A 16221-nucleotide genomic window follows, 5' to 3' on the forward strand; every position below is an offset into this window, starting at 1 on the left:
GCATTCGTATGCGCGGGCTTCTGGTATATTTTGGTTTGCTTGTTTCAGGTGTTTACCACCTGCAAGCTACCGATCTGCCAGAATCTGGGCAAATTATTATGTCCAGCGAACAAGCGTTGGTGCCAGTTGCTTCCCAGATTCCCACGGAAAATGTCGATGAGCCACGTGGATGGTATCACCTGCCACTGCTCGACGATCTTTTTCCTGTGAAACATGGTAAACACAATATTTCTCGCTCGTTGTCTGCTGAAACGGCTTATTCTTCTGTTTCGACAGGGAAACGCGAACTTGATGCCAGCTTGCGCGAACCCATGGCAATTTTTTCTGGTGCGGACAATCCAACGCGGTCTAATGTGGTGCGAGGCTATTTCAGCGATCCCGATCGAATTCGCTATCGCACCACCCAGCAGTGGGAAGTTGCCAGGATTACCACGCGAATGGAATTGCCAGGACAGGATGTCTTTGAACATTCCTATGCGGCACGCGACTGGCGGGCTGATGAGCGTTTGCAGGTTCCGTTACCATGGCAAACCCCACTAATTGACCAGCTGTATCTGTATGGCCAATTGGTGGGTAATGGGGACACGCTAAACAATCAGGGTACAGCACTGCAGGGAAAGACGATGCTGGGCATGCGATGGGCTCCACTGCAGAAGACATCGCTGCACGTGCGAACTGGTACCCGCTTCGATTATCAGGATATTTATTCGGAACAACCAGCGAACAGCCCACGCCCTGCCGTAGAGTTGCTGGCGATCTACAGCCTTACCAGCAAAATCGACCTCGAGTATTTTACTTCAGCAATGCCAGGGCTGGATGAACGCAGCCCGGGGCGAATTTTTCAGGAATGGCGTGTAGCCATGCCTATTGGCAACCATTTCGACAACGAACTGGAATTTGGTGCCCGCTACAGTTGGGATGCCGCCACGGTAGCACCAGCCTGGCACCATCGGATGCAGCTTTTTGTGGGGATTCGCTTGCGACACTAACCTGTTTCGCAATCGCATTCATCTCCTCTGTCCGTACAATACCACCTAGAGAATAACGCAATGAATGTCATGGCAGAAAAACCGTATCAGATCATCGTGGGCCTCGAAGTTCACGTACAATTATTAACTCAGACCAAACTGTTCTGTGGCTGTAAAACCACGTTCGGAATGCCACCGAATAGTCAGGTGTGCCCCGTGTGCCTGGGAATGCCCGGCACCCTACCGGTGATGAACCGCAAAGCATTCGAACTGGCAATGCGAGCCGCTCTGGCACTGAACTGCCAGATTGCCTCGTTCACCAAGTGGGATCGCAAAAACTATTACTACCCCGACCTGCCCAAGAATTATCAGATCAGCCAGTACGATCTACCATTCAGCCACGATGGCTGGCTGGAAATCAATGCTGCTGCCGATCCTAAAAAAGAATATGTACCAAAACGGATCGGCATCATCCGTGCCCACCTGGAAGAAGATGCGGGTAAATCGATTCATGATGAATCAGGGCGGGGTGGGGATACCAAAGTGGATCTGAACCGCACCGGTACGCCACTGGTAGAAATTGTCAGCCAGCCTGATATCCGCAGCCCGGAAGAAGCGAAAGCATATCTGGAAGAACTGCGTTTGATGCTGCGGGAGTTGGGCGTTTCCGATTGTGAAATGCAGGAAGGCAGCCTGCGGTGCGACGCCAACGTCAATATTCATATACATCAGGCTGATGGTACGCACCACGCCACCCCACTGGTGGAAGTTAAGAACTTGAACAGCTTTGGTTCCGTCGCACGTGCGATTGCTTATGAAGCGGAACGTCAGTACGCTGAATACCAAAAAGACCCAATTAACTTTCGCTTTGGCAGGATTCTCAAAACCACAGCAGGCTGGAATGATGCGAAGGGAGAAACTATCGTCCAGCGTCATAAAGAATCGGCGGCTGACTATCGCTATTTTCCAGAGCCCGATCTGGTTCCTGTGACCGTCGAGCAACAGCAGGTGGCGGAAGCGATCACCGCAATGGGTGAATTGCCTTCTGCCCAACGCACTCGACTGCAACAGGATCCTTATTCACTATCGGCATACGATGCCCAGGTGCTGACTTCGTGGGGAAGAAAACTTGTGGCGTATTACGAAGATGTCGCCAACATTTCCAACGATCCCAAAGCAACGTGTAACTGGATTTGCAACGAGGTGGTTGCCACATTAAAGGAAAAAGAACTGGCAATCGACCAGTTTCCGATTGAGGCACCTCGTCTGGCGGGGCTTGTTTCCGAAGTAAAAGCCAGTGGATTGAAGCGGGAAAAAGCCCGGGATGTCTACCAGCGCATGTTAAGCACCACAACTGAAGCACCTGAGATCATGAAGGAACTTGGTTACGTGGTGATTGCTGACCCGGAACAACTTCGCCCACTGATCCGTGCGGCAATTGATGCTAATCCCAAAGCAGCAGAAGATTTCAAAGCGGGCAAAGAGAAAGCTGCCGACCGCATTAAAGGGCTGGTAATGAAAGAAACCAAAGGGATGGCGAATGCTGAAGTGTTGTCACAAATCCTGCTGGAAGAACTGGCCAAATAAGGCACCTAGCACTGTAGGTTGCCTTGCTGATTGGAGCATGATGATGCAACGTGGTATTGGGGCACTTCTGTTACTGGCATTTTTGGGTTCCCCCGCCTTCGCCAGAACACTTCAAGTGGGTAATGCGAACGAATTCAACCAGGCGGTACGCATGGCTAAACCAGGCGATACCATTCTGTTGGCACCTGGAGAATATGCACAGAACTTTTACTTTCAGAATGTGCATGGCACCGCCAAAGATCCAATTGTGATTGCGGGTAGTGATCCGAAAAATCCACCAAATCTTACAGGAAACACCGCCCCACTACATTTCAGCAAGGCAAGTTATCTGGAGCTGCGCCACCTGGTGATCCGTGGGGCCAGTGGCAATGGCTTGAATATCGATGATGGCGGGGATGCCGATCGACCATCGCACCACATTCAGTTGAAGAACCTTCTAGTGCGTGATATTGGCCCGAGGGGGAATCGGGATGGTATGAAACTCTCTGGTTTGGATGATTTTCACGTTGAAGACTGCATCCTGGAACGCTGGGGCAGTGGTGGTTCCGGAATTGACATGGTTGGCTGCCACCGTGGGGAAATCCTGAAATGCACCTTCCGCAATGGTGGTTCCAATGCAGTACAGGCCAAAGGTGGTTCTGCGAACATCTCAATTCGTAAATGCTTGTTTTACAACGCTGGGGAGCGTGCGATTAATCTGGGGGCTCGACAGGAGATTCTTCATTTCGCCCACGGCTGACTGCATTTCCCAAAGACGGACGATATGAAGCAAAAGAGTTACTTGTGGAAGGCTGCACGATTGTGGGGAGCAGTGCACCAATTGTGTTTGTCGGGGTAGATGGTGCCACCGTGCGTTACAATACAATCTATCGCCCAGGCCGCTATGCCATAAGAATCTTGCAGGAAAAGAACGAAGCAGGCTTTCTGCCGTGTCGCAAGGGTGTTTTCGAACGGAATATTGTGGTGTTCCATTCCAGTGAATGGGTAACAGGTGGGGTGAATGTTGGCGGGAATACGGCACCTGACACGTTTACGTTTGCCAATAACCTGTGGTACTGCGAAGACCGTCCAAATCGCAGTGCACCCCAATTACCAACGGTAGAGAAGGGCGGGTTGACTGGGAAAAATCCGTTGTTTATCAATCCGGCAAAAGGGAATTTTCAATTGGAACCTGGAAGTCCAGCTATCGATTACGGTGCCCACGCATTGCGGTAATGGTTTGGCATATCAGCCAATGCAACTGGCGAAGTTCAGATAATTTCCTTGATCACTTCGCCATGGTCAATCTCGAGTCGTTTGCGGCCAGGAATCTCCAGTTTCCGCGAATCAAGACCCAGTTGGTGCAGGATGGTGGCATGCACATCGGTGACATAATGCCGATTTTCCACTGCATGAAAGCCGATTTCATCGGTCGCACCATGTGCAATGCCGCCTTTAATCCCACCTCCCGCCATCCAGACACTGAATCCATAAATGTGGTGGTCGCGACCATCAGAGCCCTGGGATCCCGGAGTTCGGCCAAATTCCGTGGCAAAGACCACCAGAGTTTCATCAAGCATCCCACGTCGCTGCAAATCTTCCAATAATGCACCCACAGGCTGATCAATGGCGAGTGCATTTCTCTGGTGGTTTGCTTTCAGCCCACCGTGGGCATCCCATACTCCTGCACCGCCCGCACCGTGCTGGACCTGGATAAACCGCACCCCACGTTCAACCAGTCGGCGTGCTGCCAGCATCTGCATGCCAAAATCGCGACAGTGTGGAAGATCCAGCCCATACATTTTCTTGGTTTCTGCTGTTTCCTTACTGAAATCAACTGCTTCCGGCACCGATTTCTGCATGCGAAAGGCTAACTCATAAGAAGCAATGCGTGCCCTTAAAGCAGCATCTTCTGGCGTTTCTGCCAGTCGCTGGCCATTGAGTCTGGTTAACAGATCAATCCCCACTGAGCGTGCCTTTGGCGACATGGATCGCTCTGGTTTCCCGAAGTCCAGGGGATTGTTCGGATCGACACGCATCGGCACCGCATCATGCATTGGACCGAGATAATGTCCATCCTTCTTATTCCAATATTCGCGATTGCCGAACGAAATGTATTGTGGTAAGTCATCATTCAATGATGCCAGGCCATAATGCACCCACGCACCCAGATTGGGAAACGCACCATCGTTCTGGTGACGACCGGAATGAAACTGCGATTGAGCACCGTGATTGCTATCGGTCGTCCACATTGACCTCACCACGGCAATTCGATCGATCTGACTGGCAATGTGCGGGAACCAGTCACTTACTTCAATCCCACTGGCTCCATGCTTCTTGAAGCCCACCTGAAGTGGATAGAGTTTGTTCCGCTGATTGCCATTGCCATCGGGCACCACCAGCCGTTCTATGGCAAGGCGCTTCGGATCCTGCACACTTGCAAATGGTGTTTCTTTTATTGTTTTGCCGGCATATTTCGTCAGCATTGGTTTGGGGTCAAAACTTTCCATATGGCTGACCCCACCATTCATAAATAGCCAGATTACACTTTTGGCTTTTGCAGGAAAATGAGGTTTTCCATTCGGAGGTGTCCATTTGCCATCGCTGCTATAACCATCACGGTGCATGATGGCACCGGCAGCAATGGCAGCAAAACCCGAAACAAACTGTCGACGGGTAGTAAACAAAGAATCGATCATGATGATGCCCCCTTCAGCGGATCGATATGAAGTCATTGTGATTGATTAATACCCATACCAGGTTGGTTCGGGCCGTTGCTGTTGAATCAGGCTCCTTGCCAGCTTCCGGCAGTTTACGCCATTCCGCCAGTGCCTGAATGCAGTCTGACAGCTCGTTGTTATTGGGTGGGCTGGCTAATAAATACATATATGCCGCCCGAGCAAATTCCTGATCATTCACTGGCTGATTCAGCGCTTTGAGGTGGTGGGTAATCCGATCTGCGATCAAGCGGGATTGATCCAGAACCAGCCTGCTATTGGTTAGTGCCAGTGCCTGTTGCGGAACAATACTTTGTTCTCGACGGTAACAATCGCTGACCAGGGCTTCATCAAACATCGTCAAAAACAAATTTCGCTCGTTGTTGGAATGAAAAAAGTAAATACTGCGGCGATTCGATGCTGCTTGCTGCGGTTGTGGTATTGATGGCCCACCCATCGCAGTATCCACATTGTCTGCAAGTGAAAGAATCGAATCCCGCACTAATTGGGATTCGATGCGAATCGGCACCCAGCGCCACAAAAAACGATTTTCTGGATCGGTAGTGTTGTTCTTTTCCATCGTGCTGGAAGTCGAAGCTAGTCGGTACGTAGCAGATTGTACGATCAGTCTATGCAGGTGTTTCATGTCCCACCCACTGTCGATCAGTTCGCTCGCCAGCCAATCCAGCAGTTCTGGGTGGGTTGGTGGTTGGCCATTGCGACCAAAATCAAAGATAGTTGGAACAAGCGGTGCACCAAAATGTCTTGTCCAGAGATGGTTGACAGCCACACGAGCAGTTAACGGGTTGCGACGATCAGTAATCCACTGTGCTAATGCGGTCCGACGGCCTGTACTTTGCGGTAAAAACTTTGGGGTAGGGTCGTCTGCACCGGAACTGCGAAACCGCGTTGCAGTCCAGCGTGCACCCACAAACTCTGGCAAACGATCCGTTGGCTTCACATCCATTGTGAGTGCCGCTTCTGCTTTCTTCAGTGCCTCGTGCATCGATTGGACGGCTTTTGTGGCAACAGCCTGCTTATCTGGCGTTGCAACCCGCATATCGCTTTGGGCAATTACGAGAGCGTGTTTCGCTTTGGCAAATGATAGTTCGCGATCTGCAAGTATTGCAGTGTTATGTGAGGACTGTCTTTGGGCAGGATCGGCGTTGGCCCAGATTGACTGCCATGCCTGCACACGTTTTTCTACCGCTTTCATTTCTGCACGTGCAACTGCTAAACCCGTTTCAGCAATCTGCTGTTCAGCCTCCAACACTTCCACACCAGCGGAAGTGGCGACAGTGGCACCCTACAAATGCTGTAATTTGATCGATGGATCGAGTGGTGCCAATCGGAACTCGTGAATGGCAACCAGTGCATCAAAAGTCGAAATCTGCATGGCACCATTTTGCCGTGCTGCTGGTGTGGTGCAGGTGAGAACTACTTCTCCATTCAGAGTGACATTGAGCAATCGGTCTCGAATTCGAACATTCAACGTATATTCTCGATTTAATGAAATCGGTAGTCGGCGCATTGCTGGTGCGGGTGGGTAGCTCCATTTACCAGCTACATTGGCGGCAGCCTGAATTTTCGCTTCACCCTGTGCCCCACTGACGTAAAGAAATTGTTCGTGGTAAGTGCTGTTCGTGTCTTTGTCAGGGTGGGCAGCAGCATCAAATCCTAAACCGATACTTCGCCATTTACTGCCCCCCATTATGGTGAACCGAATTGTGGCTTCAAAATCCTGTGGTACATCCGCCTGCAGGCGAATGACTGCACGGGTGGGGCCATCTAGTTTTTGCTCCAGCCGTTTGGCTGAATGCTGCCATTTTCCTCCGAAAAATTGCCAACGTTTCTCATCAAGTTTGTCAAAAGTATCAACCACAATTGGTTCTGGGACTTTTCCCGCTGGTGGGGATTGAGCAGTTTTTGCAGCGGGCTTTTTACTGGCTGCTTTCGCAACTTTCAGTTTTTCGTTGGCCACATTCAGTGCATTTTCTGCTACGTCCAGTTTTTGCCGAGCAGCGGTAAGGAATGTTTCTGTTACCCAGGCACGCCGTTCTGGTTGCCACGCTTCCAAGGGCAGATCAACTGTTTTGATTTCCGGCATTTCAGGTGCAATCAGGTTGGGTACGCCCGGAGTAATCGATTGCGACTGATCAGGATTTTTTTCATCCCCACGCACGAACCGGTAGGTGGGTGTTTCCGGGTGGGCATCGAACACTCGAGGGATGCCATTCTTCTCCAAATCGTTTTCGCCAGGGACGACTTCCAGGCGGGCATGGTATGGCTCAAAGAAGGCTCGCATCTGGTAATATGCCCGTTGTGGGAATGGATCGTATTTGTGGTCGTGGCAGCGGACACAGTTCATTGTCAGGCCCAGAAAACCCTTACTGACATGCTCCACCGTTTCATCCATCCACTGGTGCCGATTGAACAGAAAATAATTGCGTGCCAGATAGCCTGTTGCCCGTAATTTTTTCAGGTCGTTGGGGTATAATTCATCGGCAGCTATCATCTGTCGAACCATTTCATCGTAAGAAATATTTGCGTTCAGCGATTCCATGATCCAGTCTCGCCAGTGCCAAAGATGCTTCTGGCTGTTGCGCAACTGGCTCCCCAACCCCCACCAATCACTATAGCGCCAGATATCCATCCAGTGTCGAGCCCAGCGCTCTCCATGTCGGGGGCTACTTAATAGGCGATTGACTTCGCTTTCATACCAATGCTCACTTGTATCAGTCTGAACCCGCTGCAATTCTTCCAATGTGGGTGGCAGGCCAATCAAGTCCAGAGACAGTCGGCGTAAAAGAATCGCACGAGATGCTTCAGGTAGTGGGGTCAAGCCACGTTGTTCGTGCTGTTTGGCCACGAAGGCGTCAATCGGATTACGCACCCAATCCCTGCGTTCGAAGGTGGGCACAATTGGACGCGTAATCGGCTGAAATGCCCAGTGATTTCTTGGGTCGGCTTCTGGTTTCTCATCTTTGGGATGTGGGGCACCTGCGAGAATCCATTGCCGTAGCAGGTCGATTTCAACTTGATTGAATGGAGAACCTTCATGTGCTGGCGGCATCCGATCCACCATATCTTTGGGGCAACGCGGGCGATCAACTCACTCTCAGCAGGTTTTCCAGGCACCACCGCTGGGCCGGAGGTACCCTTTGATGGCCAGGTCGGCGGTATCCAGTCGTAACTTACCGTTCTGCTTCAACGCGCCGTGGCAGGCATAACACCGTGTCAGCAGTGGTTTCACCTGCTTGAGATAGTCGATTTCGGCAGCACGCAGTGTCCCGGTCAGAACAAGGAAACTGATGACCAGAAAGTGGTATCGCACCGGAATACTCTCCAAATATGAAGGTTCTCTCACGAATAAGGCCTTTTACTTCTTACCATGCAGTTCCAGCATCGTTTCCCCCATCGTGCGGCCGATGCGGTTGAACCAGATGGCACTGCCCAGGTAGTGGTAAGGTCGGTCCCCACCTGTCTTCTGCCATTGTTCCAGATTTTTCTGCCATGTGGGAAATAATTCTTCCGCTGCCTTATCCACCAGCACATCGGTGCGGATCGTCTTCACATTTCCGCGAAACTCCGGCACATCATTCATCGAAAGCTGGGCGTTCTGCACAATCAGCATCGCACCTTTGGCTGGTGCGGAGCCGTTCTGGCCCATCGCACCAATGACCACGGGTAATGTGGGGGTCTTGTATTCCTTGCGAATATCGTTGATCAGGTTTTTCATGTGGGTGGCGTATTCATTTTCCGCACCGTACTGGTCGTTCCAGCCTTGAAACCACACGAAACCGCTGATCACCGGCTTTTTCCCTTTCAATGTGGGGAACAGGGTATCTTTATTGGCCAGTGTATCGCTTACTTCCTTCAGCATCGCCCGATAGGAAGACCCATACGGTTCCAGAATCGACTCGTATGTGGGTAATGGATTCTGTTTTTTGCTCTTTTTGTTATTGTTCTGTGCCTGAGTTTTGGCTTTTTCCCACTCTGCAGTTAAGGTGGCTTTGTCTGGCATGCCAGATGATGGTGGGCGGAACAGTTTGAACAGCGAATGCCCACCCCAGCACGTTTTGATTAGCAGGACAGGTTCTTCAAAGTGATTCCCCACCACGGTGCCAAATTCCAACTCAACTCCGGTGCGGTCGCGTGAACCATAGCCAATCGTCAGCCCACCGTGACGTTGCAGGAATTTCACATATACATCGTCCCGCACAATCCACTGATCATCCTTTCGCAGGTGGGCAAACAGGTTGGCAGTTTTTGGGTCGCGTGCCTGATGCTCGTACAAGGCGTTCGGTGCCTTCCCTTCCATGTTCGACTGACCCGCCAGAATATAAACACGGACGATCTGCTCGTCTGCTGCATGCACCAGGGTGCCAATCAAAGTAACCACCAAACCACAAAGCCATTTCATACCACTGTTCCTCATCTGGGAGAGATTTTTGAACATCTACTGTAACAGGATTTTCCCAGAAATGAAAACGATTTTCAGGAAAACCGAAATGGTGGCTGAAAAGGGCATCACCCCTAATTGGTTGATCAATCAGTATGTGAAGATTAAGTAGCTTAACCAAAAGAAACTGACATGTAAGGTATCGCTGCTGTGTAGGGTACTAATGACCGATTAGCTGAATGGGGATTTAATTTACCCGCGGTTACTGGATAGGTTACTTCTTGCCTGCTGGTTTTTCATAGAGGCAGGTAACACGAATTTGACGATCATGATGTGCGGTGACCACTTGCAAACTTTCCGGGTGCAGATCCATATCACGGGAAGTGTTCGGCAACTTCAGGCGATGAAATACCTTTTCGTCTTCTGCCTTCCAGAAAACCAGAAAGCCACCGCCACTACCGCCAGTTGCACATACCAGCGAGCCATCCGGGAGATAAAACACATTCCACCCGATACCTTTGACGGTAGCATCGGTGTGGGTTTTGACTTTTTTACCGGATTCCCAGTTAAACTGCAGGACTACCGGTTCGTTTACCGCACCGAGTGGATTGGTTGCTTTATGTAACCCACTGCAGGCAATGTGTTTACGGTCTGGACTGATCGCCAGCGACCGCACCCCACCATAGCGGACGCCCTGCGATTTATCCGTCATGAGTTCTTTGGCATCGAATGATCTTACCAGTTTTCCGGTAGTGATTTCCCACTGATGAATATTTCCGACCAGATCGCCTGAAAGCAACCATTTTCCATCCGGATGAAAAATGGCACTGTAGACATCGGATTGATGCCCAGAAAATGTCTGAATCAGTTTGTAATCAGACACATTCCATAATTTTACCAGGCCATCGTTCCCGGTACTAACCAGATATTTTCCGTCTGAGCTGAAGCTTACCGCACGCACCCAGCCAGTGTGGGCTTTGATTGCTTTGAGAGGAACCTGTTTCTCCTGAAGAGTATTCCAGAAAATAATCGTGTCGTCGCAGCCAGCGCTGACAAAAAAGTCCCCACTGGGATGAACAGCGATATCGTTTACCCAGCTTTCGTGCGCCTGCCATGTGATATGTTTTCCGGTAGCGATTTCCCATCGCTGGAGAGAGTAGTCTTCAGCACTCGAAAATAGATAGCGGTTTTTCGGATCGAACGCACAGGAAATCAATGGGCTGGTATATTTCCATGTCGAAGAGATCGATGCTTTTTTCGGATCCGCCGTTAACATGTTTTCTCCGGAGCAGTGGGATATTCTTCAAAATGTAACATTTCGGGCAACAAACTAACTTCAGGCAATTAATTCTCGAATTGGCTTGTAAGCCGGATCGGCCATTGGAATTGGTCTGCCACCGATGTCAAACGAGCCTTCCGAATCAAGCCCCAAAGCGCACAGATAGGTGTGAAACAAATGCCCATGGTTTACTTCCCGATCGATCACGCTGGTGCCATTTGCGTTCGTTTTTCCAATGACAGCACCTGGTGTGATTTTGGCTCCACCCAGACAGATCGACCAGGCATTGCCCCAGTGATCGCGACCATAGTTGGCATTAATGCGTGGCGTTCGGCCAAATTCAGACATCACAACAACCAACGTGCTGTCCAGCATGCCCCGCTCATGTAAATCGGTGATTAAAGCAGAAAACGCACGATCAAATTCACCTACCTGTTCCAGATGAAAATTGAAGTTTTCGTTGTGAGTATCGTAATTGGAATGCGATGTCTGGACAAATGTAATCCCATTTTCCAATAATCTTCTGGCCATCAGCAGATGTTTACCCAGTTCATCAGTGCCATAGCGATCCTGATCTTTGGCTGATTCCTTCGATACATCGAAGACATCTCGTTGTTTCATCAATTCCATTGCAGATTCATAACTGTATGCATAAACATCCGTCTCTGCGGTGCGGCGACGCTGAGCGAACCGGTCGTTCACTTTGCGACGGAAGTCATTTCGCGATATGTCCAGTTCTTCAGTGAGGTTTGCAGGTCGAGCAGAGTTCTTTGGCGGTCCGTTCACCCCGATGCTGGCAAATTTCGGCCCGAGGTAAGCGGCATCGTTTCCACGTCCTCCACCGGGGATGATAATGTGCCCAGGTAGTGGATTGGAAGTATCTTCCAAAGCGCGGGCACAGACTGCTCCAATGGTAGGCAGTGATACCCCAGGTGTTTCGTTTCGACCATGCAGCATTTGATAGCGACCTTTGCCATGATCGCCGTTTTTGGTATTGATGCTGCGAATAAGAGCAAGCTTGCCCATATGTTTGGCAGTTTCAGGAAGAAGCTCCGAAATATGCACCCCAGGGATAGCAGTCGGGATCGCCCGAAATGGACCACCAGTATCGGTCTTCGGTTTCGGGTCCCAGCTTTCCAACTGGCTCAATCCGCCGGACATATAAATTACCAAAACTCGCTTCTGATCCTTCGCCAGTTTTGCCGCCATCGCAGGTTGCGTTAGTGCACCTAACCCACCAACGACAAAACTTCCTGCTATCCCACCGAGAAATTGCCGTCTGGCGATCTTGTGATCGGCAGTACTGCATGGTTTACGCAGATTGAACATTGTCATTCCTTTCAATTATTAATGCTGGAATCGAAACTCGCTGGATGTTAATAGTGCCCACACTAACTCCTGAATAGCGGCTGTCCGATCTTTATCCCGTGGCTTCAGGTACGCTGCGACATCTGCTACTTCGTCCTTTGTCGGACGACGAGTGAATACGCTGATATACAATTCATTGGCAAGCAGTTCGTTTGTAGTTTTCTTCAACAGACGGTCAGTTAAATTACCACCAGCCGGTGTCAGCAGGCTTCGCAATTCATTCCCGTTGGCAAAAAACAACGCTTGTTCGGCAGTTGCAAAGAAATCTGTCTGCGGTTGTGCCGCACCATGTCCAAACAGAGAGATGAATGTTTTTTCATTTGGAAGCAACTTGGTGTAAACATCATCTTCAATTGCTTTTGACCGCGATTTTATTTTCGATGGATCTTTGAAGTCTTCAGGTTTGAATGGTGATTTTTTATCAATTGCGACAGTGGATACCGTGCGCTGGCGATCAATTGCCCCAGTTGCTTGGAGTACACTCCATGTCAATTGTTCCGGGGTCATCGGTTCCACAATGCCAATCTGGAATTGTTCAGACCAGTATTGGGTCAGTAAATCATAAGCTGCGTTGAATGCTTCCTTCTCTTTAACTGATAACTGATCGCTTCTTTTGTTACTGAGTTGTTCAAACTTCAAGCGATATTCATCAAGAGCTTTGATTGCTTCAATTCGTTTGTGAATAGCACTCACTATGAGGTTCTGTTCATCGTTCTTCTTCGACAGTGGGGCCAGTTTCTTTGCGCGATCCTCCACAACTTGTTGAAGTGAAACACGCTCAGTGGTCAACTCTTTAAAGGTCTGGTTCGCGTTGGTTAATTTTTCTGCTGTTGGTTTCTGTTTAGAATTGATTATTGCCTTGGCAGCGCGGATCTCTTCGTTTAATTTCGTTAATTTTTTGTTAGGTTCAAACCACTCATCATAAGCTTTTTGAAAAAGTGAATCACGTTCTGCTTGTATTTTTTTCTGAACGGCCAGTTCCGTTTCTAGCCTGGTGAGCAACGGGGCAGTCGATTTTATTTCTGCGATTTGCTCATTCGGGAGGAGCACCGATCGCTGGTAAGTATTGGTGAGGGCGATTTGCCGAAGAAATGATTTGATATCAAAATTCATTTCAGCAAATTCTGCCGCAAGTAAGTTCAACAATTCCGGATGAGAAGGTGGATTGTCCGCGTGGTGTAAATCGAGCGGATGCACAATCCCTCGTCCAAGCATCATCGCCCACAGCCGGTTTACAATATTGCGGCGAAAAGCGTGATTGTCGCCTTTCAAGGTGAATTCTTTCAGTTGATTTCGGCGACTGTATTTCGGAATGGGAAGCAAGTTTGGCTTCGTTTTGTCTGGTGGTACCGCATACTCTTCCCCCGTTTTGAAAACAGGTTCAGTGATTTCCAGCTCCCCGGGTAAACGAGGCCGAGTTTCACCCTCTTCTGAGGTAAACACGGATTTGAAATCGGCATCCCCATCTGCCTTTTCTGCAATGATTGGTGGTTTCTTTTTATCCGGTTGAAAGAGATAGGTTCGATTCACAAAAGCAAAGATGCCGTAGTAATCTGCCTGAAAATAGTCATCAATCAGTGGGTGATCGTGACATTGAGCACATTGGAGGTCGAGTCCGAAAAAAATCCGCCCAATATCTCGAGTCAGCAAATGAGGTTCTGCGGTGCGGGACACAATAAAACCAGTAGGCCCAACAGTTTTCTGGTCAATTCCATCAGCACCGAATAGATCCGCAGCGATCTGATTCCAGGGTTTGTTGTTACGGACACTGGAAGTGAGATAATCGGTCCATTCAGCGGTTGTCACCCGGCGTTCCATCAGGGTGAGGCCGAGCATGTTGGCCATATGACGGACATATTGCTCCGTGGAGAGCAGTTCGTCAATCAAACGTGCTCTTTTGTGCTGAGAGTCATCCTCAAAAAACTGCCTGGCTTGATCTGCCGATGGGATCATTCCGGTCAGATCGAGATAAACTCGTCGCGCAAATTCTTCATCGGTAGTAAGTGGTGCCGCCGGACCAGTCCGACTGGCATCAATGATCTGATCGATACGAACATGGAGTGGGTCTGCCGCGTCGATTGATCGTGGTGTTGCAGTGCAAACTGCAATAAGCAGGAGGCTGCTGACTTTGAACCATGTCAACATCGTCGATTCCACTGGAAGGCCAGGCGAGAAATTAAGGTAGGAACACTCTTGTTTGAATGTTTGTTAGATGTTACTTCCATTTTCATACTCCGTCAACGATTATTTACTTGATCGGCACAAAATTACTGACTTTTCATCGCTGTGACGTGCCTGATGGGCTGTTTTTATGGACAAGTGAGCGGTTTTTCCGGATTCGATATCTTTTGGTATTGGCTCCTCTATCGATGCGAAGCCAGTGTAATCAAACCCTTAAATGACACATTACCCAAGGCACGTTTACTGATTTTTTGCATTGAATCTTCGCGTGCGCTGTTGCAGGCGTACGATTTCATCGGCCATGCCCACTACCAGCAGTGTGCTGCCAGCTTCAATGGTGACGTCACAGTCCGGGTTGAAAATCGTATCACCAGCTGGTTGATGTAAAGTGATAACCACTACCTTCAAATCAATACCGATTCCAGCATCCTTGAGGCTTCTGCCTACAAAAGGACTGCCAACAGCGACGCCTACCTCCTCAATGCGATAACTTTCGGTTTTGTGGCTACTTGCCTGTTCAAAGAAGAGATGAACAGTTGGGCGCAAAACAGCCTGTGCGACACGGTGCCCGCCAATCACATATGGTGCTACCACGTGATTTGCACCGACTCTTTTGAGTTTTGCTTCCGAATTCTCGCTTTCTGCTCGGGAAATTAATTGGAGTTTGGTATTCATCGACCGAGCAGTGAGGATTACATAAAGGTTGTCTGCATCCGAGGGAAGCAGGCTGACAAGGGACCTTGCTGTGGGGAGGTGTGCCTTGGCCAGAACTTCATCTGAAGTACAATCACCCACCAGCGGTACACCTGATTCAAAATTAATCTCATCGAGCCGTTTCAGATCACGGTCGATCACGACATAGGGGAGATGATTTCGTTCGAATTCCTCACATACCATTCGGCCCATTCGACCAGCTCCACATACAATAATGTGGTCATTCATCTCTTCCAGAGCTCGGGTCATGCGACTCTCCTTGATTGCTTTGCGAATATCCAGGCTGATGATGCTGCGAACAATTTCAGTAGCGATGTAAAATAGTGTGAAAATCCCAAGAAAAGAAAAACAAATTGTAAATAACCGCCCCGTATCTCTGAGTGGATGAACTTCACTGTATCCCAGTGTTGTCAGCGTGATGGCTGACATATACAACGCATCCAGCCAGGACCACTGAGGCCCACCGATCAGCTTGTAACCGATGGTGCCAATCAGAATCAGAATGAATGGCAACGAAATCGCAAATACCTGTCGGCGGCTGAGGAGGCGCTGAATCATCGGTTCATTGCTCTGGTCAGAAAAGGAGGTGCGAAATGATTCTGTATTTGTTTCAAGCTCATCTTCAAGTCTGAATTTTGGTTAGAGCCGCTACAGCTTGACCCGAACATCGTGCAACAGAATTGGTGAGGCAAGTTCCTGAGCACGTCGCCAGTGCTTGGATAGGTCACTCGATTGCAGTTGCTGATACACACTACTGGCAGGTAACTGATGAAGACTACGAACAAGCACTGGCAGGTGCAGAGCAAGCGAAGCAAAATGCGAAGCAGTCAGTTACTGAGTGGTATCGTCAGGAACAGAATTCGCAAATTGATGGTAATAGTAAAAACTTGGAAAATCCCGATGAATTACGGGTTGATTCGAAATGTGATGAGAAAAGTACACATTTGAATACCTCCCCAAGAGGGACGCTGTTCGTAACAAAACTACTCTTATTCATCATTAAGCGAGCAGCAAAATGTATTTGAT

General features: G+C 49.4%; 14 protein-coding genes. 5 read left to right on the forward strand and 9 right to left on the reverse strand.

The features are described from left to right. Positions 1-8 precede the first annotated feature (8 nt). From R3B84_13300 to R3B84_13315, 4 genes are all read left to right on the forward strand, one after another. Positions 9-989, forward strand: coding sequence for a hypothetical protein (locus R3B84_13300; protein MEZ6141543.1), 981 nt, complete (start codon positions 9-11; stop codon positions 987-989). Between the two features lie 69 nt (positions 990-1058). Further along, positions 1059-2555 carry an Asp-tRNA(Asn)/Glu-tRNA(Gln) amidotransferase subunit GatB gene (gatB, locus tag R3B84_13305; protein ID MEZ6141544.1) on the forward strand — a complete coding sequence of 499 codons (1497 nt, stop codon included), beginning with the start codon at positions 1059-1061 and terminating at the stop codon, positions 2553-2555. A 37-nt stretch (positions 2556-2592) separates the two neighbouring features. Beyond that, positions 2593-3294: a right-handed parallel beta-helix repeat-containing protein gene (locus tag R3B84_13310; GenBank protein MEZ6141545.1), complete on the forward strand. Its 702-nt coding sequence runs from the start codon at positions 2593-2595 to the stop codon at positions 3292-3294. Between the two features lie 44 nt (positions 3295-3338). Further along, positions 3339-3770 (forward strand): hypothetical protein, encoded by a 432-nt coding sequence (locus tag R3B84_13315; protein MEZ6141546.1) that lies wholly within the window; start codon positions 3339-3341, stop codon positions 3768-3770. Between the two features lie 35 nt (positions 3771-3805). Here R3B84_13315 and R3B84_13320 read toward each other — a convergent pair whose 3' ends face one another. The 9 genes from R3B84_13320 to R3B84_13360 form a co-directional block, all read right to left on the reverse strand. Then, positions 3806-5233 carry a DUF1501 domain-containing protein gene (locus tag R3B84_13320; protein ID MEZ6141547.1) on the reverse strand — a complete coding sequence of 476 codons (1428 nt, stop codon included), beginning with the start codon at positions 5231-5233 and terminating at the stop codon, positions 3806-3808. A gap of 13 nt (positions 5234-5246) precedes the next feature. Then, on the reverse strand, positions 5247-6524 hold the full coding sequence (locus tag R3B84_13325; protein ID MEZ6141548.1) for a DUF1553 domain-containing protein: 1278 nt from the start codon (positions 6522-6524) through the stop codon (positions 5247-5249). Positions 6525-6557: 33 nt separating this feature from the next. Further along, complete coding sequence (locus R3B84_13330; protein MEZ6141549.1) at positions 6558-8324, reverse strand: DUF1549 domain-containing protein; 1767 nt, start codon at positions 8322-8324, stop codon at positions 6558-6560. 45 nt (positions 8325-8369) lie between these two features. Beyond that, positions 8370-8585 (reverse strand): c-type cytochrome domain-containing protein, encoded by a 216-nt coding sequence (locus R3B84_13335; GenBank protein ID MEZ6141550.1) that lies wholly within the window; start codon positions 8583-8585, stop codon positions 8370-8372. Between the two features lie 45 nt (positions 8586-8630). After that, on the reverse strand, positions 8631-9674 hold the full coding sequence (locus R3B84_13340; GenBank protein MEZ6141551.1) for a sialate O-acetylesterase: 1044 nt from the start codon (positions 9672-9674) through the stop codon (positions 8631-8633). Between the two features lie 253 nt (positions 9675-9927). Next, complete coding sequence (locus tag R3B84_13345) at positions 9928-10929, reverse strand: WD40 repeat domain-containing protein (protein MEZ6141552.1); 1002 nt, start codon at positions 10927-10929, stop codon at positions 9928-9930. A 60-nt stretch (positions 10930-10989) separates the two neighbouring features. Beyond that, complete coding sequence (locus tag R3B84_13350) at positions 10990-12261, reverse strand: DUF1501 domain-containing protein (GenBank protein MEZ6141553.1); 1272 nt, start codon at positions 12259-12261, stop codon at positions 10990-10992. Positions 12262-12279: 18 nt separating this feature from the next. Then, positions 12280-14445, reverse strand: a complete 2166-nt coding sequence (locus R3B84_13355) for a DUF1549 domain-containing protein (protein MEZ6141554.1) — start codon at positions 14443-14445, stop codon at positions 12280-12282. Between the two features lie 276 nt (positions 14446-14721). Beyond that, positions 14722-15753: an NAD-binding protein gene (locus R3B84_13360; protein ID MEZ6141555.1), complete on the reverse strand. Its 1032-nt coding sequence runs from the start codon at positions 15751-15753 to the stop codon at positions 14722-14724. A gap of 125 nt (positions 15754-15878) precedes the next feature. On the opposite strand from R3B84_13360, the gene R3B84_13365 reads away from it, so the two are divergent. After that, positions 15879-16220: a hypothetical protein gene (locus R3B84_13365; GenBank protein ID MEZ6141556.1), complete on the forward strand. Its 342-nt coding sequence runs from the start codon at positions 15879-15881 to the stop codon at positions 16218-16220. Position 16221: the final 1 nt, after the last annotated feature.

The sequence above is a fragment of the Zavarzinella sp. genome (genome assembly GCA_041399155.1).
GTDB lineage: Bacteria > Planctomycetota > Planctomycetia > Gemmatales > Gemmataceae > JAWKTI01.

Bases quoted from the DNA above. Each gene is read 5' to 3' on its own strand.
- R3B84_13300 (MEZ6141543.1), top strand. From the start codon at position 9: ATGCGCGGGCTTCTGGTATATTTTGGTTTGCTTGTTTCAGGTGTTTAC.
- gatB (MEZ6141544.1), top strand. From the start codon at position 1,059: ATGGCAGAAAAACCGTATCAGATCATCGTGGGCCTCGAAGTTCACGTA.
- R3B84_13310 (MEZ6141545.1), top strand. From the start codon at position 2,593: ATGATGATGCAACGTGGTATTGGGGCACTTCTGTTACTGGCATTTTTG.
- R3B84_13320 (MEZ6141547.1), bottom strand. From the start codon at position 5,233: ATGATCGATTCTTTGTTTACTACCCGTCGACAGTTTGTTTCGGGTTTT.
- R3B84_13330 (MEZ6141549.1), bottom strand. From the start codon at position 8,324: ATGCCGCCAGCACATGAAGGTTCTCCATTCAATCAAGTTGAAATCGAC.
- R3B84_13340 (MEZ6141551.1), bottom strand. From the start codon at position 9,674: ATGAAATGGCTTTGTGGTTTGGTGGTTACTTTGATTGGCACCCTGGTG.
- R3B84_13345 (MEZ6141552.1), bottom strand. From the start codon at position 10,929: ATGTTAACGGCGGATCCGAAAAAAGCATCGATCTCTTCGACATGGAAA.
- R3B84_13350 (MEZ6141553.1), bottom strand. From the start codon at position 12,261: ATGTTCAATCTGCGTAAACCATGCAGTACTGCCGATCACAAGATCGCC.
- R3B84_13355 (MEZ6141554.1), bottom strand. From the start codon at position 14,445: ATGTTGACATGGTTCAAAGTCAGCAGCCTCCTGCTTATTGCAGTTTGC.
- R3B84_13360 (MEZ6141555.1), bottom strand. From the start codon at position 15,753: ATGATTCAGCGCCTCCTCAGCCGCCGACAGGTATTTGCGATTTCGTTG.